The following is a 24,091-nucleotide window of genomic DNA, read 5'->3' on the forward strand; positions in this document are numbered from 1 at the left end:
TCGAATATCTCCGAACCGAAGGCAGACAGAACTATACCGAAGGCAAGTAGAAACTTTGCTGAAATGAGTTCTCTGCCTTTGTTGTTTCTAACACACTGTGATGCAACATCAGTATAGACTGAGCGATTTTAGTCCCAATACCCAGCGATCCATTAGGTGCTTCCAACTCGATCTCATTGTGTATAACCACTTTCACCCGTTTTGAATCCGCTTCTAGACCAACATTCATCGATACCGCCGTCCCACTTGGACTATGCCTTAATGCATTATCTAACAGATTCAAGATCAATCTCTCAAGCAGATCACCGTCACCTACAGCCTTAATCCCATCAGGTATTTCGATATTAATCTGAACATTTTTCTGTAAGTATTGGCTTCGTATCGTCTCTAAGCACTCTCCCATCAACACATTGATATCAATCGAAGCATACTGATAGGTTGGCACAGGGTTATCACGTTTAGCGCTATCGAGTAGTGAATGGAGCTGTTCTGACAACTTGTTGCCATTGCGGTAAGCGACGTCAATTAACGGATCTGATTGCGGGTTTTGAATCTTCCACGTTTCTAGATACCCCAATACACTCGACAATGGCGTTTTCAAGTCATGACTGAGTTGCAATAAGCTTTGTCTGCGGTGTGATGACTGATATTCAAGTTGCAAAAATTGCTGTTGAATGTGCTTCGCCATCAATTGATACGAGCGCGCAATCGGCACCAATTCTGGTACTTGATGAATGAAGTTCGGATCCAATCGAAAATCTTGCTCTGCTTGTTGCTGCAGCTTGTTGGTTACTGCTTCTATTGGGTTTAACAGACTACGTTTGACCAACAGATAAGCCCCAACCGCAAAACCTAAGATTGAGATCAGCATAAGCCCTGCTAACGCAATGTATGGCGTGTCGACCTGCGAATTGGCAATCACGGTGTGGCGATTACTGCCAATCAAAACGTACAGATACCCAACGGTCGAACCTAGTTCTTCAATCGCCGCCACAGAGAACACCTTGCGAACCCCCGGATTGATCGGGTCTTCTCCCAGAATGGGATAAGACTCGTTGTTTAAAAACTGTTGAATAGGCGCTAGGTCTATCTGGTTCGCTAACACAGTGCCTTCCGGCGCAGCATGGGTCGTAATATTGCCCTGACTGTCGAGGAAATAGATATCGAAATCTGGCCCTATCAACATTAAGGTGTGGAAGATGGATTTGAGCGCTTTAGGGTTGTAGTCAGTGCCAATCATCAGTGGATTATCATCACGCATATGCACCGCCAGATCTTTATGTAAGCTCTGCTTAGTTCTCTGTTCTATGGTCTCTTTTTGCCAATGATAGGTGTAAGCAATCACCACACTCACGATCAGGAACCACAAGCTTGTGAACAGCACTAAACGCGATTTAAAACTCATGCTTTCTCCTCGAAGGATCTTAAGCTTGGGACGCAACACATAAACCTAAGCTTTTGACTCAAATTTATAACCAACACCCCAAACGGTTTTGATAAAGTCATCATCACTATTCGGCATCGCAAGCTTGGTTCTTAGGCGGTTGACTGTGCTACAGACGGTATGGTGATAGCCAGAGTGATGAGTATTCCAAACATGATCGAGCAGTTCGTCTTTGCTATACACACGCCCTGGGCGGGTTGCTAAAAAATGAAGTAAGGTAAATTCGGTAGCAGTCAGCGGTACGTCTTGGTTATTGAGTGAAACCTGATGGCGCTCTGGTTGAATCGTGAGACCACCAAAGCTCATAACCGATTCTATTATTGAAGTATCTTGATCAGTTGATTCAACATGGCTTAAACGACGAAGTACGTTCCTTACTCTTGCTTGAAATTCAAGAACGCTGAAAGGTTTCGTTATGTAGTCATCAACACCGGCTTCTAAACCTGACACTTTATCTAGCTCAGCATCCCTTGCTGTTAACATGAGTACCGGCGTCCAATCCTCTTGCTGACGCAACATTCGACAGAAATCGAGTCCGTCACCGTCTGGTAAGCCACGATCCAGTACGATCAAATCGAAATGACCATCTTTATAGAGCGCCTGAGCCTTTTCAATCACATTAGCTCTGATTATGTTATGCCCTTGGAACTTAAGATGCATCTGCACCAGTTCAGCCAAGTCATCATCGTCTTCAACCAACAATATGTTTGCCATCAAATTTGCCGCAACACTATTCATGATCCCTGCTCTATTCTGAGTCTGCCCACCTTTCAATTGACCGGAACAGAGCAGGAATTCTTTCATCGTGCTTTCAACCTGTTACTCAGTTCGAGTAATGGTGATTCTTGCACCGGGGTTAAGGAAACGATGATTTGCACTTAACGTAGAAGTCGTAAGGCCGTCATCTTGGCTGATTACTCCAGAGTGGAAACTCACTACATCGGTGTCGTCACGAGTGGTATTAAAACCTTCACCACCGCCTGCTGGTCCCGGAATGGTTGCAGCAAGCTCATCGTTCAGCTCAGTTCCCGAATCCCAAACATTCATGTTCATGGTAAAGGTATCACCCACCGCTAAGGACTTAAGCGATAATCCGGATTCGCCGACAAACGCATCATTGGTGTTCACCAACATGGAAGCAACTGAGATATACCCTTCTTGATTTGGGTCGACACGAATCGATACCGTGTCTTGCTCTCCTGAAAGAATCAGCCCATTGCCTGAGATGCCTTGATAAACATTGCCGTCACTGTCACTAAGCGCAAGTAATTGTGCATTACTGCCACCTTCCGCCAAGTATTCAAGATCGACAGAGGCACTTTGCCCAACTTCGAACAGGTCAAAGTTCGTATTGTGAGTCAACACCGCGAGTGGTGACATTGGTTGATTAGGGGTGAGATTAGTAACACTCACATCATAGCGATAGTAATCGTCGTCATCGTCCGGACAACCCGCCAAAACAGCTACTGATGCAGCGATAAATAGAATTCTAGCTTTCATACATCCCCCTTACTTCACAACAATGGTAATGGTTGCCACAGGGTTTAACCAGCGATGGCTACTGCTGTCAAGGTCACTAATGCCGCCTGCAGCATCACTATCACCAATGTTACCCGGATGAATATGAACCTTAGCGTTTGATACTGCCGTTTCTACACCAGAGCCACCAGCGCCAAAGGTAATGAATGGAGGGTTCGGCATGCTGCCCGCCAGCTCATCATTGGCTTCTGTGCCTGCGTCATAACCATTTAACGTCGCTTTGTAGGTGCCCGCTTGAGTTGGGATTTTCCAGCTATCTAGACCAACAAAGCCGTCGTTGGTCGGCAGCAGCATGGCACCCAATGATAGGTACTCTAAATCACCAGTACTCATATCAAACGTAGTTGAGACGCCTGGATTGAGAATTCCGGCGGCTGGATTCTCAACCACCACGCCTCCCGCGTTGGCAATGACACCAGATAAACCTGAAATATCGCCACCTTCGGCCATGGACTCTAGTTCCGCAGAAGCCGTTTCACCCGTTCTAAACATGAACAGGCTTGAGTCATGAGCCGCCGCTAAGATAGGCGTAAAGTAGATCCCTTTCGTTGCATTAGTGACGGTGACTTCAAGCTCAGCAGCCTGAACTTGAGCCGCTCCGAAGGCCAACATAGCCGAGCTGATCACTAAGCTGATTTGAGTACGTTTATTCATTTTGATTCCATCCTTTATCGAGTCCTATCGTTGCCAACAAAACGAATAACAGCGGTATACCGTTACCTTTGCCAGAACGAACTGTTGTGTTGTTGACTCTAAGAATGGCGATCAAATCTATCAGCAACTTCATTGAATTCTCATAAAACTCTCACAAGTTTATCCAAACTTATTACTGCCAACAAAAGTAGCGATAAAGCACTAATATTTAAGTGAAAAGTATCAATTCATTACTTACGAAGGAAGGGATAGAAAAGAAGGTAAAGAATAGAAGTGGAACGAATTAAACGCAAAAAGGCCGAATCGATTTAACGATTCGGCCTTTATTCTGGCGTACTGTTGTTACTCTTTCATAAGCCGTATTTAGCCTTTCAATCGAGCTAACAACACAACCTCAAATTAGAACGCGTAGTTTGCGTCAATCAGCTCGCTAACTTCCACTTTGCTTACTTCAGCACGGGCTTCAAGCCATTGTGCAACTTGCAGTTGTTCTGCTTCTGTTACTGAACGGTAGCGCTCAATTGAACATAAGAAACCTTCAAACAGCTCAAGGCCGCCGCCACCAAAGCACAGACCGATGCTGTCGATGAAATCAATGAACTCGTCAATGAACACATCGTATTGGTCAAAATCAGCAATCGAAGTCTTGCAGCTTACTTCAAAACCCAGAATCGCGAATTCACCTAGATATAACTTTTTGCGTAGGCGGCGATTTTTGTTTTCGATTTTATCTAATTTCATAACTGTCTCTCTTTTGGTTTGATAAAGCATTTATACACAGTTCTACCCTAATCCCCAAGAGTTTTGTATTGCACGAGAGTGTTAATGGCAAAATTCGTGCTACAGAAACAAAACCTTAATCAAATCTATAAAAATCTGTCACTTAACTACTTCACGATTAGTCACACATTGACCCAACTTATTAACTCGTTAGTTAATAACTGGGTTAGTCATGAATAACGAATAATAAAATCAGCCAATAGGAAGCAGTCGAGATGAGCAAGGAAACATTTGATAGCACTCGTTTTAACAAGAGTAACAACAAACCCTTCGAAGAAGTGTTAGATGCGAATCTTTCAAGAAGAAACGTTCTGAAAGGCGGCTTAGGCATCAGTGCAATGACCGCATTTGGCGCGTTTGGTTTAGCAGGCCACAGTACAGCGCACGCTGCGACAGCATCATCTAGCGCACCGCAAAAAAGCACTGCTACACTTGCATTCGAATCGGTTAAAGGCTCATTGACAGACAGTGTCGTTGTGCCAAAAGGCTATACAGCACAAGTATTGGTTCCTTGGGGTACTCCACTTAACAAGCAAGGCAAGGCTTGGTTAAAAGACGGCACCAACAACGCACAAGATCAAGCAAACTCACTGGGCATGCACCACGACGGCATGCACTTCTTCCCGCTTGAGGGCAACAGTAACGACGGCTTATTGGTGATCAACCACGAATACATCGACCAAAAAGCACTGCACGCTAATGGTCCTACATACGATGAAGGCAACCGCCCTAGCCTTGATGAAGTGCGTAAAGAGATCAACGCGCACGGCGTGAGTGTGGTTCGCGTGAAACTAGAAGGTAACCAATGGGTAATGGTCGATAACGATCCACTGAACCGCCGCTACACGGGCGCTACAGTAATGGATCTGTCTGGCCCTGTTGCTCACAGTGAATTTGCCAAAACCAAGTTCTCACAAGACGGCAGCCAAGCTCGTGGCACGTTGAACAACTGTGGTAATGGCTACACGCCATGGGGCACTTACCTAACGTGTGAAGAAAACTGGCCGGGTTATTTCGTTAACAAAGGCGAGACAACGCCAGCGCAAGAACGTATTGGTATCGCAACCGACAAAACACGTTACGGTTGGGACACGCTTTCAGGTAACAAACAAGAACGCTTAGACGAATTTGCTCGCTTTGACGTAACACCAACAGGTGAGTCAGCAATGGATGATTACCGTAACGAAGCTCACGGTCACGGCTACATTGTTGAAATCGACCCATACACTGCAAACTCTCGCGCTAAGAAACGTTCTGCACTGGGTTGTTTCCGCCATGAAGGCTGTACGTTTGGTAAGTTGACCGAAGGCGAGCCAATCGTATTCTACTCTGGTCACGATTCTCGCTTTGAATACCTCTACAAATTCGTATCTGAAGAGAAATGGGACCCGCGTGACGCAGACCCACGTAATCGCCTAAGCGCGGGTGACAAGTACATGGACAAAGGCACACTGTATGTGGCTAAGTTCAATGATGATGGTTCAGGTACTTGGCTACCACTGACTCTGAGCAGCAATACAACAAATGGCGGCAAGCTAGGTGATTCATTTGACTCTCAAGCAGCGCTTATCATCAATACAGCAGGCGCTGCCGACCTTGTTGGTGCAACGCCAATGGATCGCCCTGAATGGTGCTCTGTTGACCCGATGACTGGTACCGCTTACCTAACGCTGACTAATAACAACAAGCGTAAAGAAGCGAACTCTGCGAACCCTCGCGTAAACAACAAATTTGGTCATGTTATCCGTTGGGATGAAGGCAAAACGGCAGGCGAGTTCGATTGGGATATCTTCGTATTTGGCTCTCCAGCAGTGGAAGACAAGTCTATTAACCGCTCTGGTCTAACAGACATGAACCAATTCGCGAGCCCTGACGGCTTAGCGTTTGATGCTCGTGGCATCTTGTGGATTCAGACAGATAACGGCGCAGACGAAGTAACCGGCTACACCAATGACCAAATGCTGGCTGTTGTTCCATCTCAATTAACGGATGACAAAGGCAACAGCGCAGTGATTGATGCAAACAACCAAGCACAGCTTAAACGCTTCTTTGTGGGTCCAAACGGATGTGAAGTAACTGGCTTTACTATCAGCCCAGACTTCAAATCACTGTTTGTGAACATTCAACACCCTGCAAACTGGCCATCGTCTGAAGATGCAACGGCTCAAACTCAAGGCAACGTTCGCCCAAGAGCATCTACCGTAGTGATTCGTCGTGAAGACGGTGGTGAAATCGCGGTTTAAATACATAGGCTAGCTAAGTAAGATCAAAAAGAGCGATAAGGCCAAATACCCTATCGCTCTTTTTATATTCTATTCATTCTTGGATTTAAGTAAGAATCCGAACCTTCAAGCTCATCATCTTCCCAAAAGCTAGTCATCCCAAGTACTCACCATACCAAGTACGCGTCATCCTCGAGAAGTAGGAACGACTGAGTCGGGGATCTCTTCTCGTTGTAGACTAACCAGAATTAACTCACGAACAACCACACACCAACACCCATCATCAGTGTACCTGCAATACGGTTCATCAACTTAACGTTATCGGCTTTGCCCAACATATGCTTTAAGCTCTTACCGCCTGTCGCATACAAAGTCATACAAACAAATTCAGAGACCAGAATAATCGACACAAGAATCAACAACTGTGGTGCTAAGTCTTTACTGCTGTTGATAAAAGGAGGCAGTAGAGAAATCATAAACGCCCAGCCTTTTGGATTAGCGATCGCAGTAACAAAGCCTTGAACCACCAAGTCCCAATCATTGTTCACTTGAGCTTCTTGATTATCAGTACTGATCGCCAGCTTACCTCTTGAACGCCACATCTGAACACCTAAATAGAACAAGTACCCTGCGCCCACAAACTTGAAGCCTGTAAATAGCCATGGGTAATTCAACATAATCGAAGCGATACCTAATACTGCGGCAACTGAAACCACAGCGACACCAGCCAATTCACCGATCATCATCCATAATGTACGCTTGTATCCAACACTCATTCCAAGTGTCAAAGCCAAGGTCATACACATGCCGGGCGTGATTGACACGAAGAAAAACGTGGGAATAAAAGCCCAAAGTAGTGCGCTATCCATATTATTACCTTATCGACTTATTTTTATTTGAGTGTTCAGCTTGTTGAGCGATCTTTGTAAGTAGCGACCTTGTATTTAGCGACACAACGAAAAAGAGCCACAATACAGTGGCTCTTTTTCATTACCAACCGTAATTTTACTTACGACGGTTTTTAATTCGCTTCATCATAGTCAAACGACGTTCAGCGCTTGCTTGATCTTGTGGCTCTTCGTTCGCGTTGTTCTTACGACCCTGACGGTTTTTGTACGCCGATTTAGTGTTCAGTTTCTCGATGTAAGCATCACGTTTTTTCGGTTCATAACCCGGTTGTTCAACACGGCGAATACGCTGTTGAATCAGTTTTTCAACTTGGACAACAGTCAGCTCTTCTTCGCGGTTGACGAAAGAGATTGCGTGACCTTGTTTACCAGCACGACCTGTACGGCCAATACGGTGAACGTAATCTTCCGCTAGGAAAGGCATGTCGTAGTTAATTACGTGTGGTAAGTCTTCGATATCAAGACCACGAGCCGCAACGTCGGTTGCCACCATCACACGTGCTCTGCCTTCTTTGAAATCATCCAAAGCACGACGACGAGCGCTTTGCGCTTTATCACCGTGACAAAGTACTGCTTTAATACCGTCTAGCTTAAGCTCTTTAACTACATCGTTCGCTGTTTCTTTATAGTTCACGAAAACAAGCACTTGGCGCCAGTTTTTACGACCAATTAGTTCAGAAAGCAGTTCAGTTTTACGCTCTTGATCCACTGGGTACACCACGTGACCTACAGTAGCAGCCGTTGAGTTTTCGCGCTCAACACTAATACGTTTAGGTTTACGCAGAATATCAACAGACAGCTGGTTTAACTGAGTAGAAGTCGTTGCAGAGAACATCATGATTTGCGGCGATGTTTCTACATCCAACATGATCTTACGAACGGCATTGATAAAGCCCATATCAAGGATACGGTCAGCTTCATCGAATACTAGGAATTCTAGGTTTGCGATAGATACGTTACCCGCTTCTAAGTGTTCTTCCAAACGGCCAGGTGTTGCAACCAAAATATCCACACCCAGTTCTAATTGACGAACTTGTGAAGACATTTTGTTACCACCGTAAACCGCTGAAACGCTTAGTTCAGTGTATTTAACGTAGTCTTTAATGTTTTGAGCGATCTGCGCAGCGAGCTCTCGAGTTGGAGCAAGAATAAGGCCGCGAGCCGTTCCTCTAGACGCCTTTTTACCGCTGTTCAAAAGGTGCTGAATAACAGGCAATGAAAATGCCGCTGTTTTACCCGTACCGGTTTGAGCAGTAGCAAAAATATCATGGCCTTTACGAGCCATTGGAATCGCCTTTTGTTGAATTGGAGTGAGTTTTTCATAACCACACTCAGTCAACGCTTTGACTAATTCAGGAGCAAAACCTTGAGAGGAAAATGACATTGTTACGGGTTCCTTAAGCAGACAGCCTACATTCTTATTTCAGCCGAGCACTATAAAGTAATTAGAGTGATTTATCTCACATTTATCGTGATATAACGCAAACTTTCTCATTTAATCTGGTGTTTATCCCGCCTTCAACGAAGTAAACACCAAGATCCTTGGTTCAAACAGCAAAAACAGGGCTATTGGATGCCACACAGCTTGAGAAGAATCTGCTCGAGTTCGCCCCACGGCATGAGCTGCGAGTCGATCACTTCAAGACGAGATTCGAAGCCATCAAGGGAAATTTCATTCACTGACACCACTTGATTCGCCACATTGAATGCGTAGCAACCTTGGTCGGTGTTCACTACGGCTTTTACACGCTCAGCCGTTAGATCTGACAACATTGAGAATAGTGCATCGAAGTCGAACTTATGCTCTGCACCAAAAAGCCAACCACAACTGAAATAGCCCTGACCTTTATTCTCTTTACGGATGAAAACTTCACCGGGAGGAAGTTGGAATTGTGGCTCTTGTTCAGCGTGATCGTGATGATGCGCTTCAAGATGAGATGAAGCACTGCCGTATACTCTTTCAATATCCAACACTTCCAATGGCACTTCACCATCGTGAATTAGCTTATGGAATACTTTTGCTGGCGTTTGATCCGTCACCCAATCATTGAACACATCGATGTCTTCAGAATGAACAAGATCAACCTTAGTCCCAAGAATCACATCAGCACTGTTTAATTGGTCATTGAAATTCTGATTCGAGGTGTACTTTTCATTGGATAGATTTCGTGGGTCAACCAAACCAAGCGTCGCTTTTAGATCAACATAAGGCGTGTACTGATCGGAAGTCAGTGTCGCAATCACTTGTTTAGGGTGACCAAGCCCTGTCGGCTCAATCAATAAACGGTCTGGTTTTTGGCGAAGTAAGGCATTAATACCTACCGACATAGGCACACCCGCAGTACAACACATGCAGCCACCCGGCACTTCTTTAATCAAAGCGCCTTGATCTGTCATCAATGCGCCGTCAATGCCGATTTCCCCGAATTCATTAACAAGAACAGCCCAGTTTTCATTTTCAGGTTTATTTTTTAGTAGGTTCAAAATGGCTGTCGTTTTACCAACGCCTAAGAAGCCCGTAATGATGTTTGTAGGAACTTTTTTGGTCATATCAGTTCTCCTTTTTAAGGGAGTATATACTTAATCACCAAAAAGTTGACCCCAATCGCTTGTTTATACTCAGATTGGCGAGCAGAAGAATGGATTGGCTGATACCGAAGATTAGGCTAACTCACAGAGAGATTGCACTTAACGAAGTGTGAAGGCTTAAGCTGATAAATAGATAATAGAAGTGAAAGTTAAATTTTGGATGCTCCAAACGAACTAAAGGCGTACTTACTCAGTACGCCTCACCCTCGTTACTCAATCGTGAGTTCGCGAATCAGGAAGCCTTAAATATCGACCTGAACATTTAACGAGGAACTAAAAATTTGTTTCTGAATCCATCCAAATTGTGTGTAAAACCTCACTTCTCCTTGCGGTTTGTTATGTTGCTTTACGATTTAACTATGGTTCATTTTTGGTGATATTCAAGCCGCCACCAGAGAATCGTTCAAAATTGTGACGGTGATTCCACTATTGACCATATATATCATTTATGTAACACGTATATTCCATAAATGAAATTCAACTTTGCATCTTTGTTGCTATAGGATATGCAGAGGAAGCGTATAATTTATTTCAATCCCGCCCTAACTCATTCAGGAGACTTATCTCTATGACCAGAAGAGAGAAAATTAAGCAGTCCTTATTAGCCAAGATGCCAAGGGATGCTATTAATCAATTTCTCTCAAGAGATAAAACTCCAGCTTCCGTTCTCTTTCTTTCTTGTATTGTGGGGGTACTTGCTGGCGTAGTGGGTACCTATTTTGAGGTTGCGGTTCATTTCATCACAGAAACTCGTACCGATTGGCTGAAAGATGAAATCGGTAGCCATTTACCACTTTGGCTTGCTGCTTTCCTTATTAGTGCTGCATTCGCCTTTATTGGCTATTTCCTCGTCCACCGCTTTGCTCCAGAAGCTGCCGGTTCAGGTATCCCTGAAATAGAAGGTGCGATGGACGGCATGCGTCCTGTTCGATGGTGGAGAGTATTACCAGTAAAATTCTTTGGCGGTATGGGCGCGTTAGGCTCTGGTATGGTGTTAGGCCGTGAAGGACCAACCGTTCAAATGGGCGGTAGTATTGGTCGTATGGTCACAGATATATTTCGAGTTAAAGATGATGACACTCGTCACTCCCTGTTGGCGTCAGGCGCAGCTGGTGGTTTAGCCGCCGCATTCAATGCACCGCTAGCTGGCATCATGTTTGTGGTCGAGGAGATGAGACCACAATTTCGCTACTCACTCATATCAATCAAAGCCGTCATTATCTCAGCAGTTTCAGCCAACATTGTATTTCGCTCTATAAACGGCCAGTCTGCTGTTATCACAATGCCTCAATACCACCCGCCTGAACTCGAGGCACTTTGGTTGTTCTTGCTGTTAGGTGTGTTATTCGGTCTGTTTGGTGTGATTTTCAATAAACTGATTACGCTTTCTCAAGACCTGTTTGTGGCAATACACAAGAATGACCGTAAACGCTACTTGATGACTGGTACCCTACTTGGCGGTTGCTTTGGCTTGTTGCTGCTCTATATACCTGAATTAACTGGTGGTGGTATTGGTATCATCCCTAACATCACTAATGGCAGCTACAGCACCAACGTATTGTTATTGATCTTCCTAGGGCGCGTTCTGACTACTCTGCTTTGTTTCGGCTCTGGTGCGCCAGGCGGTATCTTTGCACCAATGCTTGCGCTAGGAACACTCTTTGGTTATGCGTTCGGGCTTATCGCGGCAGCATTCTTTCCGGAACTGAATATTGAACCGGGTATGTTTGCAATTGCTGGCATGGGAGCCTTATTTGCCGCCACCGTGCGAGCACCTATCACGGGCATACTGTTGGTTATTGAAATGACCAATAACTACTACCTCATCCTGCCGTTGATCATCACCTGCTTAGGCGCGGTAATCATTGCTCAAATGTTAGGTGGGCAGCCAATTTACAGCCAACTGCTTAACCGTACGCTGAAAAACGAGAAGCTAAGACAACAAGACCTCCCCCAGCAAGAGGAAGTCCGTTAATTACAAATGACTCATGAAAAAATACACATTCGACGTGTTTAATCTCCCGATTCCGTATCAAAATCAAAAAAGCAAACGTTAAACTTGGTATCATCCACTCAAAATTAGTTGAGTGCCCTCAAAATCTATTGATTAAACGCCTACACGCTCTAACTAAAGCAAATAATCCAATATTCTGTAATTAACTAAGTCGGAGCAAGTCGTTGAACTGGAGAAGATTAACCCAAGTAAAAAATGTGCCGCCATCTCAGGCGTCTTTAGCACTTGGCGTTATTGGGCTAGGACAAGCTTGGGCGCTATATGTCCCGGGCATTGGCGAGATTATTCGTCCCTATCTAGCTTCATTCGGCGCACTGTTGCTGCTGCCTGTTTTACTACGCTATTTAACAAACTTTAATACTTTCCTTAATGATATTCGCCACCCGTTAAGTGGAAGCTTGATGGCACCCATGAGCATGGCTTTACTGATTCTGTGCGACTATTTAGCCGAGATATCGCCTGTCATCGCTTACCCAGTTTGGTTCTGCGCGTTGTTGTTGCATTTTACTATGATGGTGTTGTTCTTTAGTTTTCAGATCATCAACTTCAAAATGTCGAACATTGTACCAAGTTGGTTTCTGTATCCGGTCGGTTTGATCAGCAGTTCCTTAGCGGGCACACAGTTTGGACATACCGTCTTTTCAGAAACACTTGCAGCCACTTGTATTGGTATCTATTTCCTTATGTTGCCAGTGGTGTTGTACCGCTTGGTGTTCGAAGGCAATCTTCCTCGCCGGGCAAGACCAACACTCGCCATCATGGCAGCTCCGGTTAACTTATCTTTAGCTGCTTACTTGGTTAACTTCGACAACCCAGACCCGATTCTGACAGGCGCGCTGGCTGGTATTGCCATCACCATGACTCTGTTGATTTACTTGTGTTACATCCGATTAATGCGCCTCAAGTTCCAGCCTTCAATTGCTGCTGTTACCTTCCCATCGGTGATTAGCGCCATTGCCATGCATCGCTTAACCACCTTTTTCGGTGCTGAATACCCACAATGGTACTGGCTACACAAGTTTGGCTTCTTCGAGCTGACCATCGCGACGATCTTGGTCATTTGGGTTGCAGGCGGTTATGTGAAGATGTATTGGCCGGAGTTTTTCGATTCTGACTACATGTCTAAAAAGATCAAACGTTCTTAGCGTTTACTTAATGAAATTCTGTTGCTTATCTGTGCCAACAAAACTTAGCGCCTAGACCCAAAAATAACGCCATTTGTTACATGTAACAAATGGCGTTATTCGTTCGCGCTAAATCAACTTACAACAATAATGTTTAATCGATCAAAGCACCATATTCGTCAAAGAATGGATAAGGACCATCACTATCTTCTATATAACTAATATGAGAAACCACGGACTTCTTAGCTATAGTCAGAAGTTGTATCGCTTTAGGTTCTAATGAAAAAGATGAATTTGCCTTTGGGTCGAGATCTAATGTGACTGAATGACTATGAGAAGGCCCCACCCAAACTGGAATTGAATTCCAAACTGCTGTAATTGGTCGATGTAGGTGGCCAGCACAAATACCCAGGATATTGCTAAAAGGCTTAATGACTTCGTAAAACTCATCAGCATTCTGCAAGTTCTGCACATCCATATGGTTCAAGCCTACGACCATCGGAGGATGATGGATAAACAACATTATTGCCCTATCTTGATATTGGTCTAAGACCAAACTAAGCCATTCCAAAGTATCCGCAGTTAAATATCCATAGGGTTTACCAAGAACTGAAGAGTCTAATCCAATAAGCACCTCGTCATGATTATCTACGACAAAATTACAATATTCATCGTGGTCAAACGAAACAAGATTCGACAAGCCCTCACGCAGATTGTGTCTATCATCATGATTACCAGGAATGACATATAACGGCATGTCGAACTTCTCAAGAGCTTCGTTGATCAGTTGGTATTCTTCGATCAAACCAAAGTCACCTAAATCACCAGTAACCACGACACAATCAGGTCTCGGGCGTAAGTCGTTGATATGGTTTACGGCATCATATAAACATTTCAACGTATCAACTTTCTTATAGGCCTGCTTGCCCCCCTGCTTGATGTGCAGGTCTGTCAGTTGTGCAATTAACATAGTATTACTTCTTTAAAAGAATTAGCCGCTCAGGGGCGAACGAGATAATGACAACTTGACCAATTTGATAATCAACTCGAGCAAAACAATCAACCATCAGAGTTCTGTTTTTCTGTAAGCCCGACAACGTTACGCGCGTGCGGTCGCCAAGAAATACAGTACTAATAACCGTTGCAGTTAGTGCGCTGTTTTCATCAGTTACTTGCGTTAGTAAAATATCTTCAGGCCTTAACATTACGCTGATTTCTTTATTAGTAGAGACCTGTGAGAGCACTTGATCAGACAAAGTAATCTGTTTGCCTGTATCCAACATCAGTTGTCCATCACCCACACTCCCTTCGAGTCGGTTCATTTGACCAATAAAATCGGCAACAAAGTTGTTAACTGGCTTCAAATAGATATCTTTTGCTGAACCAATTTGCGCAATTTCTCCATGGTCTAAAACCGCAATGCGATCCCCCATAGCCATTGCCTCTTCTTGATCATGAGTGACATATACCGCTGTAATGCCGAGTTTTTTTAAGAGATTTCGGATATCACCACGTAACCTTTGTTTCAGAAGAGCATCTAATGCAGATAACGGTTCATCAAGTAAAAGAACATCTGGTTCAGTGGTAATTGCTCTTGCTAAAGCGACGCGCTGACGCTGGCCTCCTGAAAGCTGATGGACATTTCGACTCGCATACTTTTCTAAGTCGAACATGTTAAGCATTTCTTTTAGTTTTCTGGTTATCTCAGACGGAGCGACTCCACGAACCTTAAGTCCATAAGCAATGTTTTCGCTAACATTCATATTCGGGAATAGAGCATAAGACTGAAACACCATCCCAACTTTACGTTGTTCGATTGGTAAACACGTAACATCATGATCACCAAACACAATCGTGCCGCCATTTTCATCCGCAAACTCTAGGCCTGCAATCATACGCAATGTAGTTGTCTTTCCGCATCCTGATGGGCCCAGCAAAACTAAGATTTCGCCCGCCTCAATTTTGAGATTTGTCGGCTTTAATGCCAAGGTTCCATCTGGGAATGTCTTCGTAATATTATTTAGCGAAATTTCCACGCCATTTTGTTGTTCTAACATATTGATTTTGATCTTAATTATTTATCACTGGTTTCTTGTTCAACGCTTGAGCCAAGACCAATAGAGGGAGAATTAAACAAAGGAAAATAAGTGTGTACGCTGAACTTATCTCAAGTCGCATAGAAGCATATGAATCAGCAAGTCCAACAGGCAGCGTTTTCGTCAATGGTGTGTGTAGCATCCATGTCAGGTTAAACTCGCCAATAGACAAAGTGAGTGTCATCAACATACCAGCGACAATACCAGCCTTGCAGTTGGGTACAATCACATCGAAAAATCGCTGCCAAAAAGTCGCTCCAAGACTTGCAGCGCCTTCCTCAAGAACACGGAAGTTAATACTCTGCAAAATTGATAGAACAGACTTAACCATGAAAGGCAGTGTGAAAATCACATGACCAACAAGAATAAACATCCAACTTGAGCGGAAGTCATTAAACCCTCCATACGCTAGAATCAAACCTAACGAAATTGCCATCCCCGGAATTGCAATGGGGAGTGTAAGTAGCTCGTCAAAAATAGAAGCCCATCTACTTTTACTTTTCGCAAGTACGTAAGCACACGGTACACCTATGACAACATTGATTAACGTGGTTGCAATGGCTATTTGTAGGGTTAACCAAATCGTATCTGAATACAGTGCCCATACTTGTTCAACCCAACGAAAGGTAAACCCACTTTTAACACCGACAAAATAGTTATTTGTAAGACCAGCGACTACCGACATAAACACCGGCACAATCAAGAACGCACATACCGTCAATGTGAAAAACAGCTGCATGTAAAAGTATTTATCTTTTTTCATTATTATCCCCCCATCGCTGCAGATGCGTTGCCATAACGCTTAGCCAACGCCAAACAAAACCAAGTCACTAGGCCGAGAATCAAACTCAGTGCAGCTGCCATTGCGAAATTGGCATTGAGCGTAAATTCGGTATATATCGTCATAGGAAGAACGTTGATATTAGTCGCCAACGTAAACGCGGTACCAAATGCTCCCATAGATGTAGCAAAACAAATCGAACCCGAAGAGATTAGGCCGGGGGTTAGCGCCGGAAGCGTGACGTCTTTAAAGATCTGCCAACGATTTGCACCTAGGGATCGACCGGCTTCAAGTAGATTGTGATCAAGCTTTTCCGCCGTTCCCATTACGGTCAATACAACCCGTGGAATAGAAAAATATAAATAACCCAAAAACAGCCCTGCCATCGTATAAGCAAACATCCAACGTTCACCCGTCAACATCAACCCAAGCTGAGCGAAAAGTCCCTGTCGCCCTGAAAGCATGATGACAAAAAAACCAATAACAACACCTGGGAAAGCCAATGGGAAGCTCAGCATTGCAACCAAGATCTGCTTACCTTTAAAGTCATAGCGAGTCAAAAACAGTCCTGAGATGGTCGCTATCGCTAAACTAACCAGAGTGACTAAAACAGACAGTCCAACTGTCGAAATCAAACTTTTTAAATAGATAGGTCTAGTTAAAATATGCCAGTAACTTATAGCGCCGCCATCTATTAGCGAAACCTTGATTAACTGCACGACTGGCAATAGAAAAAATGCACAGCTAACGGTGATGGCTGGCAAAATCAGAAATAAGGAAATACGATCATTTTTCATAGAGATATTGGCGGGTGTAACCCGCCATCCAACATTTTAATAGGCTATTAGTTCACTTCTCGAATATACATATCCGCAAATGTAGATTGATTTTCAGACATTTTTGCGAAATCAACAGAGCCTACTCGTTCGTACTCTGAAGCTGGGAGGAACTTACTTTGCGCCTCTTCGCTCATCACACCATCAATTACTGGGCGTAAATAGGCTTCTGCCCATAATTGTTGGCCTTTATCTGACAAGACAAAGTCTAAAATCTTCTGAGCATTCTCTGAATTCGGAGCATTCTTCACTTTACTCATTACATAAGGAACAGCGATAGAGCCTTCCTTGGGGATAACAAAAGCCGCATTAGTAAAATCGTTGTATTTTGCGCGATAGGCATTGAAATCGTAATCAATTAAAATAGGGATCTCACCAGAAATCACACGAGCATAAGAAGTTTGTCGAGGAACAATTGGGCGATTCTTTGCCAACTGTTGAAAATACTTAATGGCTGGTTTGAAATTATCAATATCGCCACCCATAGCCTCATTAACTGCTACAGCACTTGCGTAACCAACAAAAGCACTCGTTGGATCTAAATACCCAACCATGCCTCTATAATCAGGTTTCAACAGGTCTTCCCAGCTCGTCGGCACTTCTGCGCCATCAAGAGCATCAACATTCACAAAAAAGCCAATAGTGCCGGAATGGATAGCAAACCAGTTCCCATTAGGATCTTTCATACCTTCTGGAATCTGATCCCAATTTTTAGGCTTATATGTATCAACAACGCCTTGTTCTGTTGCGTTAATACCAAAAGAAACACCGTAATAGACCACATCAGCAACTGGGCTATTCTTCTCTGCAACCAACTGAGATAAAGACTGACCTGAGTTCTTATTGTCCATAGGAACTCGGATGCCCAACTCCTTATTAATTAACTGAAGTTGTCCTCCCCAGTTAGCCCATTCCGGTGGACAGTTGTAACAAATCGCATCAGATGCCTGCGCTTGAAAAGCGATGCCAGCAAAACCAAGAATTAAGCTCGCTAATTTTCTAGTTTTTGATGACTTGTTAACTCGTAGTAATTGATGTGGTGCCATTATGTTCTCCAACGAATTTCCATTAATTAAATTGGGTTATAACGGGAACCGCACCAAGCGATCCCTTCATTTGTAATTCATACTTCAACGCAAATTCAAACCGCTCGATTGAACCTGCTTTTGCGTTAAACAAAATATCGACGGCCATTTTCCCCATATCAATATGAGGAACAGCCACAGTAGCCAAATTCGGACTCACCAATTGCCCAAGCCCCATACCATCAAAGCCCACAACCGAAACGTCTTGTGGGATTCGTCTACCTGTACTCTTCAACGCATTCATTGTTTTCAGCGCAAGTAAATCATTGCTGCAAAACCAAACCGTAGGACCACACTCACCGCTTAATAAGTTCATCTCAGAGTCAGTGAACGGAACAAGCTTGTTTTGGTCGACTTCAAGAAGCTGGCTTAATTCAACCCCCTTCTCATAGAGACCTTGTTTGAACCCTTCATAACGCTTTTTTGCACGGTCGGATGAGGCAAAGTGCCCTGTAATCATTCCTATTTTGATATGGCCATATTCTAGAATTTTCTGTGCAACATCCTTACCTGCTTGATAGTTATCAACATAGACACAAGGTTCATTTTCAACAGATTGGTTATGAAGCAAACAGTAAGGAAATTTAAAACTTCGGAGTAATTCGAGTGCAGCATTATCAGACATATCGGCTATCGTTAAGATCACACCTTCCACTCTTTGACGGATCAGATCGATAGCTGCTTGTTGTTCTTGTTCACTGTCATATTGAGTGTCCAGCACTATAGTCGAGTAGCCAAAATGCCGCGCGCGCTGCTGAATACCTGCAACAACTTCTGAAAATACGGGATTCAATAAACTCGGAATCAATACGCCAATCGTTGGGTTTTTATTGAACTCAAGAGCATGCGACTTCCTGTCTATTCGATAACCTGTCGTATCGATGACACGCTCGATCTTTTGAGCTGTAGCAGAAGCCACAGATTCTGGTGTGTTAACGAATCGAGAGACTGTCGCAGGAGAAACACCCGCGAGAACTGCCACATCCTTGATATTCATTCGTTATCCCTATCCATCCCGTTAATTGATGAACGCAAGACTAGATGACGGGTGTGACAGTTTTATTAATGAAAACAGGCGATATCTATACTTTTAACCAACGTTAAAAGCACCTTTAAAGCAAATGGCGACACTTTAATTTATGAAACAAATTCGTTTCACTCAATAACACGGATTTTCTAATGATTTATTTCGAGTAAAAAAAGTCATTTATAAGAGATGTAAGTCAATAAGATCGGCGTAAACGATTCGACTAGCTAGAATTGGGGATTTCTGCGACTCAATCTCAATTGCGTGTCACATGTCGCCTAGTCATGACGAACACGATTTGAAGGGACGAAAACGAAAAAAGGCCTCACACTGTGAGGCCTTTGAATAGGTAAGGTGTTAATAGTTCAGGCGAGTGTTAATAGAACTATCATTAGAAGTTAGCGTGAGGTCCGAATACTTCGTAGTGTACGTGTGAACGATCAACTTTAAGTGCGTCTAGCTGCTCCACGATGTTTTTCATGAAACCAACAGGTCCACAGATATAAAAATCGCTCTCTTCAAAGCCTTTAGTATCAGAGATAGACGCTAGATCCATTTGGCCTTGATGTGTGTTTTCACATGCAGATTCGTCTTTGTTCATGTACCACGTTTTCGCTTCCCAACCTTTGTCTGCAACAATATCTTTAACACGACTCGTGAAAGAGTGTTGGCCTACGTTCTCACAAGCGTGAAGGTAAAGTACTGGCTCGTTTTTATCTTCCGTGTTTAGGAACTCAAGCATAGACTGCATTGGCGTTACACCAACACCTGCAGAGATAAGCGTTACTGGTTTACTGCGCTCTTGATACATGAAGTCACCCGCTGGTGCGTATAGGCTAACCTCATCACCAACAGCAACTGTATCGTGTAGGTGGTTAGATACAACACCTTGTGTATCTTGGCCTTGCCCTTCACGTTTAACAGAGATGCGGTATTGTTTGCCGTTTGGCTTATCAGACAGAGAATATTGACGAATTTCGCTGTATTGAGAGCCTTCTGGTTTCACTTCGATACCAATGTATTGACCTGGCGTGTAATCCAGAACTTCACCGCCGTCTTTTGGCTGAAGGATGAAGCTAGTTACTAGCGCTGATTCTTCAATCTTGTCTGCAATCACGAACGTACGTGCTGCTTCCCAGCCACCTACCGCTTGCTTACGCTGTAGGTAAAGCTCTGCTTCACGATCGATGAATACTTGAGCTAAGAAAAGGTAAGCCGCTGTCCACGCCTCTTCCACTTCTGGAGTGAATGCTTCTGTTGCTAATTCGCGCAGTGTTTCAATCAGGTGCAAACCAACAATTTGGTAGTGCTCTGGTTGAATATTAAAGCTTGTGTGTTTCTGAGCAATACGTTCAACGGCTGTTGTTAACGCTGCTAGATTTTCAATGTTCTTTGCATATGCCGCGATAGCTTCAAACAGTGCTACGCCTTGGCGACCTGTTCTTTGGTGAGTCATATTGAAGATATCTTTCAACTCAGGGTTATGCGTGAACATACGTTGATAAAAATGCTGAGTTAAAGCAGGGCCTGCGCTCTCAAGTAGAGGGATAGTAGATTTGATGATTTCGATATGTGCATTGTTAAGCATGAATTTACTCCGAACACTGAGCCTTATGACCTATATGTCATTTTGACTACTTAAAAATTAAGAATGACTTATCGATTTTCTGAAACCTTAGTTATTTTTAGAAACTGAGTTATTTTGACTCGTTTTTATTTCAAAAAATCGTAAAACCTGATTAATGCAACCTGATTGATTGAGATCAAGAATAGTCTGTTTAATCAGCGCTATAATCGGGATTCACTGTCTCTTCTGCACAATCAGTGCCAAGTTTATAACGCCCCGCCATTTCTGGCTTTCTTCTCAAAACCCATCTTATAAAAATGTCAAAAAGACCTTTTTTTTAAGTCAATAAGACTCTACTATGTAGATAAACACACACAGTTAGAGTTTTTTATGCAAGATATCTCCGCATCTACCCTCATGGAAATGACCATTGGCCTCGCGAGTGGTGTGAACGATCAAGATCGTTTCAATCGCCTCATTGATGCTATTCGCAAAACCATAACGTGTGATTGTGTCGCGCTTTTAAGCCTTCAAGGTGACACGCTAGTACCCATTGCAATGCAAGGGCTCAGCCGAGATACATTCGGTCGTCGCTTTATCATTTCAGAACACCCGCGTTTTGAAGAGATCTGCGCGTCTCGCTCTCCTGTTCGTTTCGATTCTGACAGCTCCCTACCCGATCCTTTCGATGGTTTGCTTATTGACCATGATGGCGATTTACCGATGCACGCTTGTATGGGCTTACCTTTACTATTTGGCGACAAGCTATTGGGTATTCTGACTCTAGACAGCCTGAAACCAGATGTCTTCGCTAATATTCCAGCGCGTAACCTTGAAGTACTGGCAGCGATTGCGGCTTCAAGCATGCAAATGGCACTGACCTTCTCGCAACTTGAACATCAAGCGAAACAGTCAAAACAGTTACTGGAAGAGTTGAATGTAGAGTCATGGGAACGTGACGGTGGTGAGTTGATTGGTAACAGTGACACCATGGTCGCACTTAAGAACGACATCGCTGTGGTAGCGCCGTCTGAGTTTAATATCTTGATTCATGGTGACACGGGGGTTGGTAAAGAGCTCGTGGCTCGTACCCTGCACCATCAATCTCAACGTAAGCGTAACCCACTCGTCTACGTAAACTGTGCTGCAATCCCTGAAAACTTAGTAGAGAGTGAATTGTTTGGTCACGTTCGTGGCGCATTCACTGGCGCAGACAAAAACCGCTTAGGTAAGTTTGCTTTAGCCGATGGTGGCACACTGTTCCTTGATGAGATTGGTGAGTTGCCTTTAGCCGCGCAAAGTAAATTATTACGTGCGCTGCAAAACAACGAAATCCAACCTGTTGGCCAAGACAACATTCAAACCATCGATGTTCGAGTATTGGCAGCGACAAACCGAGATCTAAAACAAGAAGTTGAAGACGGCCGATTCAGAGCCGATTTATATCACCGATTGAGTGTGTACCCTATTGCTGTGCCTGCACTGAAAGATCGTGGTGACGACATCAGCCTATTAGCTGGTTTCTTCTTAGAACAAGCGCGTCGTAAGCTTGGTATCAACCAAGTTAAGTTCCGCTCTGACGTCCTTTCTTTCCTAAACCGTTATGGTTGGCCGGGTAACGTGCGTGAACTTGAGCACGTGATCAGTCGTTCAGCATTGAAAGCGTTAGCGCGCAGCACCAATAAAAACCTAGTGACAATTACCAAGGAAGATTGTGGTCCACTCGATCAAGATCAACCTATTGCGACAACACAGGTGAAAAACACACCGTTATCGACACCAACGATCGATCTTTCTGAAGGGCTACGTGGTGCAACGGACGATTTTCAGCGCAGTATCATTACTGAGGTGTTGGAAGATGCCAACTTTAACTGGGCACAAGCAGGGCGAGTTTTGAAAACAGACCGAGCAAACCTGACTCGACTGTCTAAGCGTTTAGGGCTAAATGTGGCTAAGTCTCACACGATCGAACGGACAAAATAGATATTAGCGGTTTGTTGCGAGCATCTGACAAAACTTGTGTATATAATGCTGCAAATTGTAACGCTAATTTTAAATATGTAGAGAGAGTTATGAAGTTTATCCGTTGGTTCTTAGGTCGTGTTATCTTGTTATTGAATTTTGTTTTCAGCCCACGTGGTGTGAAGCGTTCTCAAGAAGAACAAAGCAAAGTGAATGAGCAAGCAAAAACGCACACGTTATACCAATTCGACGCGTGCCCATTTTGTGTGAAAGTGCGCCGCGCGATGAAACGTCAGTCGGTTCAATTTGAACTTCGTGATGCAAAAAACAACGAGCAACACCGTGCAGAGCTTGAAGCTGGTGGCGGTCGTGTAAAAGTGCCTTGTCTACGTATCGAAAAAGACGGCAAAACTGAGTGGATGTACGAATCTTCAGATATCGTGACTTACTTAGAAAAGCAGTTTGCATAAGCAAAAAAGCGATAAAAGCCAGATACAAAAAATCCCTCGAATGTGAGGGATTTTTTATGGCTGTTATTTGGCGTTAATCGCTTCAAATTAGGAGCGAAAGTTCAAACGACTACTTCGCTACAATCAGCATCAATTCCACACGGCGGTTACACGCCTTGCCTTGCGCAGAAGCATTAGTACAAGCTGGAACATACTCACCGAAGCCACGAGTATAAATAGAACGACTGGACACATAGTTACTCTCTAATCGAGCTTTTACTTCTTTTGCGCGCTGCTCTGACAGAGGATCATTAATTCGATCTGTGCCTGTGTTATCGGTGTGCCCTTCAATCACAACATCGATATCTTGGCGTTGAGAAAGGTAGTTACCTAGCGTATCTAACCATTGATTATAAGCTGGATCAGGGAATGCTGAACCTGTTTTAAAGTTCACGTGCTGCTCAAGCTTTACCATCACATGGTTACCTGGCAACACTTCAAAATCGATACGGTTTTGTCTTAAAAAGACTTCCAGTGGATCGTTAGTCGAAACGCCACGTCCGTAGTTGGTCGTGATGGTTCTTTGTTGATGAGTGCTGCTCTGAATCGAGTACCCACGATTGCTTGCTACATGAGTCGTTTGAACCACACCCCATTCTGGGTGCATCAGGTCGTAATCGGTTTGTGGTGCAGTCTCTAGCATGTTACCGCCAAGTAAATCAGTTGGTGACGTGGCTTCACACCCAGCCAAAGCTATGCTTAACATTATCGCTAAATATCTCATTACTTCACCAACCACTCATGCAGATAAACCATTCACTAATGTCTATATCGGCACCAAAGGAAAAACTTTAGACCAAAAGAAAGCAGATCCAAAAAAAGTGCTGTTGATCACAGTTAACCGTCTACTAGTCTGTCTTCAGCCGCTAGTTCGAACTGTTTGCATTTATTTACCTTATAATTGTTTTCCAATTCGTACTAAATAGTTAGAATCTCACGACTTCTCAACGCTAG

Annotated in this window: 22 protein-coding genes; 5 read left to right on the forward strand and 17 right to left on the reverse strand. The window is 43.8% G+C overall.

Annotated elements, in window-relative coordinates; all coding sequences use genetic code 11:
- Positions 1-31 precede the first annotated feature (31 nt).
- The 6 genes from ITG09_18795 to ITG09_18820 all read right to left on the reverse strand — a co-directional run bounded on the left by ITG09_18795 (position 32) and on the right by ITG09_18820 (position 4,378).
- The gene (locus tag ITG09_18795) at positions 32-1,405 is read right to left on the reverse strand and encodes a HAMP domain-containing histidine kinase (GenBank protein UPR54981.1); all 1,374 of its coding nucleotides are present in this window, start codon (positions 1,403-1,405) and stop codon (positions 32-34) included.
- 45 nt (positions 1,406-1,450) lie between these two features.
- Positions 1,451-2,182, reverse strand: a complete 732-nt coding sequence (locus ITG09_18800) for a response regulator transcription factor (GenBank protein UPR54982.1) — start codon at positions 2,180-2,182, stop codon at positions 1,451-1,453.
- Positions 2,183-2,263: 81 nt separating this feature from the next.
- On the reverse strand, positions 2,264-2,944 hold the full coding sequence (locus tag ITG09_18805; protein ID UPR54983.1) for a spondin domain-containing protein: 681 nt from the start codon (positions 2,942-2,944) through the stop codon (positions 2,264-2,266).
- A gap of 9 nt (positions 2,945-2,953) precedes the next feature.
- A complete protein-coding gene (locus ITG09_18810; GenBank protein ID UPR54984.1) occupies positions 2,954-3,637 on the reverse strand; it encodes a spondin domain-containing protein in 684 nt (227 codons plus the stop codon).
- The gene (locus tag ITG09_18815) at positions 3,630-3,770 is read right to left on the reverse strand and encodes a hypothetical protein (GenBank protein UPR54985.1); all 141 of its coding nucleotides are present in this window, start codon (positions 3,768-3,770) and stop codon (positions 3,630-3,632) included. The genes ITG09_18810 and ITG09_18815 overlap by 8 nt, the downstream gene beginning before the upstream one ends.
- 266 nt (positions 3,771-4,036) lie before the next feature.
- The gene (locus tag ITG09_18820) at positions 4,037-4,378 is read right to left on the reverse strand and encodes a YggL family protein (GenBank protein ID UPR54986.1); all 342 of its coding nucleotides are present in this window, start codon (positions 4,376-4,378) and stop codon (positions 4,037-4,039) included.
- Between the two features lie 254 nt (positions 4,379-4,632).
- Here ITG09_18820 and ITG09_18825 point away from each other — a divergent pair, with 254 nt between their 5' ends.
- A complete protein-coding gene (locus tag ITG09_18825) occupies positions 4,633-6,660 on the forward strand; it encodes a PhoX family phosphatase (protein ID UPR54987.1) in 2,028 nt (675 codons plus the stop codon).
- A 227-nt stretch (positions 6,661-6,887) separates the two neighbouring features.
- On the opposite strand, the gene ITG09_18830 is transcribed toward ITG09_18825, so the two are convergent.
- From ITG09_18830 to ITG09_18840, 3 genes are all read right to left on the reverse strand, one after another.
- Positions 6,888-7,508: a LysE family translocator gene (locus ITG09_18830; GenBank protein ID UPR54988.1), complete on the reverse strand. Its 621-nt coding sequence runs from the start codon at positions 7,506-7,508 to the stop codon at positions 6,888-6,890.
- 136 nt (positions 7,509-7,644) lie between these two features.
- A complete protein-coding gene (locus ITG09_18835; protein UPR54989.1) occupies positions 7,645-8,931 on the reverse strand; it encodes a DEAD/DEAH box helicase in 1,287 nt (428 codons plus the stop codon).
- Positions 8,932-9,113: 182 nt separating this feature from the next.
- A complete protein-coding gene (locus ITG09_18840; protein ID UPR54990.1) occupies positions 9,114-10,097 on the reverse strand; it encodes a GTP-binding protein in 984 nt (327 codons plus the stop codon).
- Positions 10,098-10,704: 607 nt separating this feature from the next.
- Here ITG09_18840 and clcA point away from each other — a divergent pair.
- Positions 10,705-12,111: a H(+)/Cl(-) exchange transporter ClcA gene (gene clcA / locus ITG09_18845; protein UPR54991.1), complete on the forward strand. Its 1,407-nt coding sequence runs from the start codon at positions 10,705-10,707 to the stop codon at positions 12,109-12,111.
- A 203-nt stretch (positions 12,112-12,314) separates the two neighbouring features.
- Positions 12,315-13,295 carry a TDT family transporter gene (locus tag ITG09_18850; GenBank protein ID UPR54992.1) on the forward strand — a complete coding sequence of 327 codons (981 nt, stop codon included), beginning with the start codon at positions 12,315-12,317 and terminating at the stop codon, positions 13,293-13,295.
- A 133-nt stretch (positions 13,296-13,428) separates the two neighbouring features.
- Here ITG09_18850 and ITG09_18855 read toward each other — a convergent pair whose 3' ends face one another.
- The 7 genes from ITG09_18855 to hmpA all read right to left on the reverse strand — a co-directional run bounded on the left by ITG09_18855 (position 13,429) and on the right by hmpA (position 20,687).
- On the reverse strand, positions 13,429-14,244 hold the full coding sequence (locus ITG09_18855; protein UPR54993.1) for a phosphodiesterase: 816 nt from the start codon (positions 14,242-14,244) through the stop codon (positions 13,429-13,431).
- 4 nt (positions 14,245-14,248) lie between these two features.
- A complete protein-coding gene (locus ITG09_18860; GenBank protein UPR54994.1) occupies positions 14,249-15,331 on the reverse strand; it encodes an ABC transporter ATP-binding protein in 1,083 nt (360 codons plus the stop codon).
- Positions 15,332-15,344: 13 nt separating this feature from the next.
- A complete protein-coding gene (locus ITG09_18865; GenBank protein UPR54995.1) occupies positions 15,345-16,133 on the reverse strand; it encodes an ABC transporter permease subunit in 789 nt (262 codons plus the stop codon).
- Between the two features lie 2 nt (positions 16,134-16,135).
- On the reverse strand, positions 16,136-16,948 hold the full coding sequence (locus ITG09_18870; protein UPR54996.1) for an ABC transporter permease: 813 nt from the start codon (positions 16,946-16,948) through the stop codon (positions 16,136-16,138).
- Positions 16,949-16,995: 47 nt separating this feature from the next.
- Positions 16,996-18,033, reverse strand: a complete 1,038-nt coding sequence (locus tag ITG09_18875; GenBank protein ID UPR54997.1) for an ABC transporter substrate-binding protein — start codon at positions 18,031-18,033, stop codon at positions 16,996-16,998.
- Positions 18,034-18,055: 22 nt separating this feature from the next.
- Positions 18,056-19,069 carry a substrate-binding domain-containing protein gene (locus tag ITG09_18880; protein ID UPR54998.1) on the reverse strand — a complete coding sequence of 338 codons (1,014 nt, stop codon included), beginning with the start codon at positions 19,067-19,069 and terminating at the stop codon, positions 18,056-18,058.
- A 421-nt stretch (positions 19,070-19,490) separates the two neighbouring features.
- Positions 19,491-20,687, reverse strand: a complete 1,197-nt coding sequence (hmpA, locus tag ITG09_18885; GenBank protein UPR54999.1) for an NO-inducible flavohemoprotein — start codon at positions 20,685-20,687, stop codon at positions 19,491-19,493.
- A gap of 369 nt (positions 20,688-21,056) precedes the next feature.
- On the opposite strand from hmpA, the gene norR reads away from it, so the two are divergent.
- Positions 21,057-22,649 carry a nitric oxide reductase transcriptional regulator NorR gene (gene norR, locus ITG09_18890; GenBank protein ID UPR55000.1) on the forward strand — a complete coding sequence of 531 codons (1,593 nt, stop codon included), beginning with the start codon at positions 21,057-21,059 and terminating at the stop codon, positions 22,647-22,649.
- 89 nt (positions 22,650-22,738) lie between these two features.
- The gene (locus ITG09_18895) at positions 22,739-23,098 is read left to right on the forward strand and encodes a glutaredoxin (GenBank protein ID UPR55001.1); all 360 of its coding nucleotides are present in this window, start codon (positions 22,739-22,741) and stop codon (positions 23,096-23,098) included.
- Positions 23,099-23,207: 109 nt separating this feature from the next.
- Here ITG09_18895 and ITG09_18900 read toward each other — a convergent pair whose 3' ends face one another.
- Positions 23,208-23,843: an OmpA family protein gene (locus ITG09_18900; GenBank protein ID UPR55212.1), complete on the reverse strand. Its 636-nt coding sequence runs from the start codon at positions 23,841-23,843 to the stop codon at positions 23,208-23,210.
- Positions 23,844-24,091 lie beyond the last annotated feature (248 nt).

Source organism: Vibrio cyclitrophicus (genome assembly GCA_023206055.1).
Taxonomy (GTDB): Bacteria; Pseudomonadota; Gammaproteobacteria; order Enterobacterales; family Vibrionaceae; genus Vibrio; species Vibrio cyclitrophicus_A.

What these genes read in the sequence shown, in the direction of transcription:
- ITG09_18795 (UPR54981.1), bottom strand. Translation starts at nt 1,405, where the DNA reads ATGAGTTTTAAATCGCGTTTAGTGCTGTTCACAAGCTTGTGGTTCCTG.
- ITG09_18800 (UPR54982.1), bottom strand. Translation starts at nt 2,182, where the DNA reads ATGAATAGTGTTGCGGCAAATTTGATGGCAAACATATTGTTGGTTGAA.
- ITG09_18805 (UPR54983.1), bottom strand. Translation starts at nt 2,944, where the DNA reads ATGAAAGCTAGAATTCTATTTATCGCTGCATCAGTAGCTGTTTTGGCG.
- ITG09_18810 (UPR54984.1), bottom strand. Translation starts at nt 3,637, where the DNA reads ATGAATAAACGTACTCAAATCAGCTTAGTGATCAGCTCGGCTATGTTG.
- ITG09_18815 (UPR54985.1), bottom strand. Translation starts at nt 3,770, where the DNA reads ATGAAGTTGCTGATAGATTTGATCGCCATTCTTAGAGTCAACAACACA.
- ITG09_18820 (UPR54986.1), bottom strand. Translation starts at nt 4,378, where the DNA reads ATGAAATTAGATAAAATCGAAAACAAAAATCGCCGCCTACGCAAAAAG.
- ITG09_18825 (UPR54987.1), top strand. Translation starts at nt 4,633, where the DNA reads ATGAGCAAGGAAACATTTGATAGCACTCGTTTTAACAAGAGTAACAAC.
- ITG09_18830 (UPR54988.1), bottom strand. Translation starts at nt 7,508, where the DNA reads ATGGATAGCGCACTACTTTGGGCTTTTATTCCCACGTTTTTCTTCGTG.
- ITG09_18835 (UPR54989.1), bottom strand. Translation starts at nt 8,931, where the DNA reads ATGTCATTTTCCTCTCAAGGTTTTGCTCCTGAATTAGTCAAAGCGTTG.
- ITG09_18840 (UPR54990.1), bottom strand. Translation starts at nt 10,097, where the DNA reads ATGACCAAAAAAGTTCCTACAAACATCATTACGGGCTTCTTAGGCGTT.
- clcA (UPR54991.1), top strand. Translation starts at nt 10,705, where the DNA reads ATGACCAGAAGAGAGAAAATTAAGCAGTCCTTATTAGCCAAGATGCCA.
- ITG09_18855 (UPR54993.1), bottom strand. Translation starts at nt 14,244, where the DNA reads ATGTTAATTGCACAACTGACAGACCTGCACATCAAGCAGGGGGGCAAG.
- ITG09_18860 (UPR54994.1), bottom strand. Translation starts at nt 15,331, where the DNA reads ATGTTAGAACAACAAAATGGCGTGGAAATTTCGCTAAATAATATTACG.
- ITG09_18865 (UPR54995.1), bottom strand. Translation starts at nt 16,133, where the DNA reads ATGAAAAAAGATAAATACTTTTACATGCAGCTGTTTTTCACATTGACG.
- ITG09_18870 (UPR54996.1), bottom strand. Translation starts at nt 16,948, where the DNA reads ATGAAAAATGATCGTATTTCCTTATTTCTGATTTTGCCAGCCATCACC.
- ITG09_18875 (UPR54997.1), bottom strand. Translation starts at nt 18,033, where the DNA reads ATGGCACCACATCAATTACTACGAGTTAACAAGTCATCAAAAACTAGA.
- ITG09_18880 (UPR54998.1), bottom strand. Translation starts at nt 19,069, where the DNA reads ATGAATATCAAGGATGTGGCAGTTCTCGCGGGTGTTTCTCCTGCGACA.
- hmpA (UPR54999.1), bottom strand. Translation starts at nt 20,687, where the DNA reads ATGCTTAACAATGCACATATCGAAATCATCAAATCTACTATCCCTCTA.
- norR (UPR55000.1), top strand. Translation starts at nt 21,057, where the DNA reads ATGCAAGATATCTCCGCATCTACCCTCATGGAAATGACCATTGGCCTC.
- ITG09_18895 (UPR55001.1), top strand. Translation starts at nt 22,739, where the DNA reads ATGAAGTTTATCCGTTGGTTCTTAGGTCGTGTTATCTTGTTATTGAAT.
- ITG09_18900 (UPR55212.1), bottom strand. Translation starts at nt 23,843, where the DNA reads ATGTTAAGCATAGCTTTGGCTGGGTGTGAAGCCACGTCACCAACTGAT.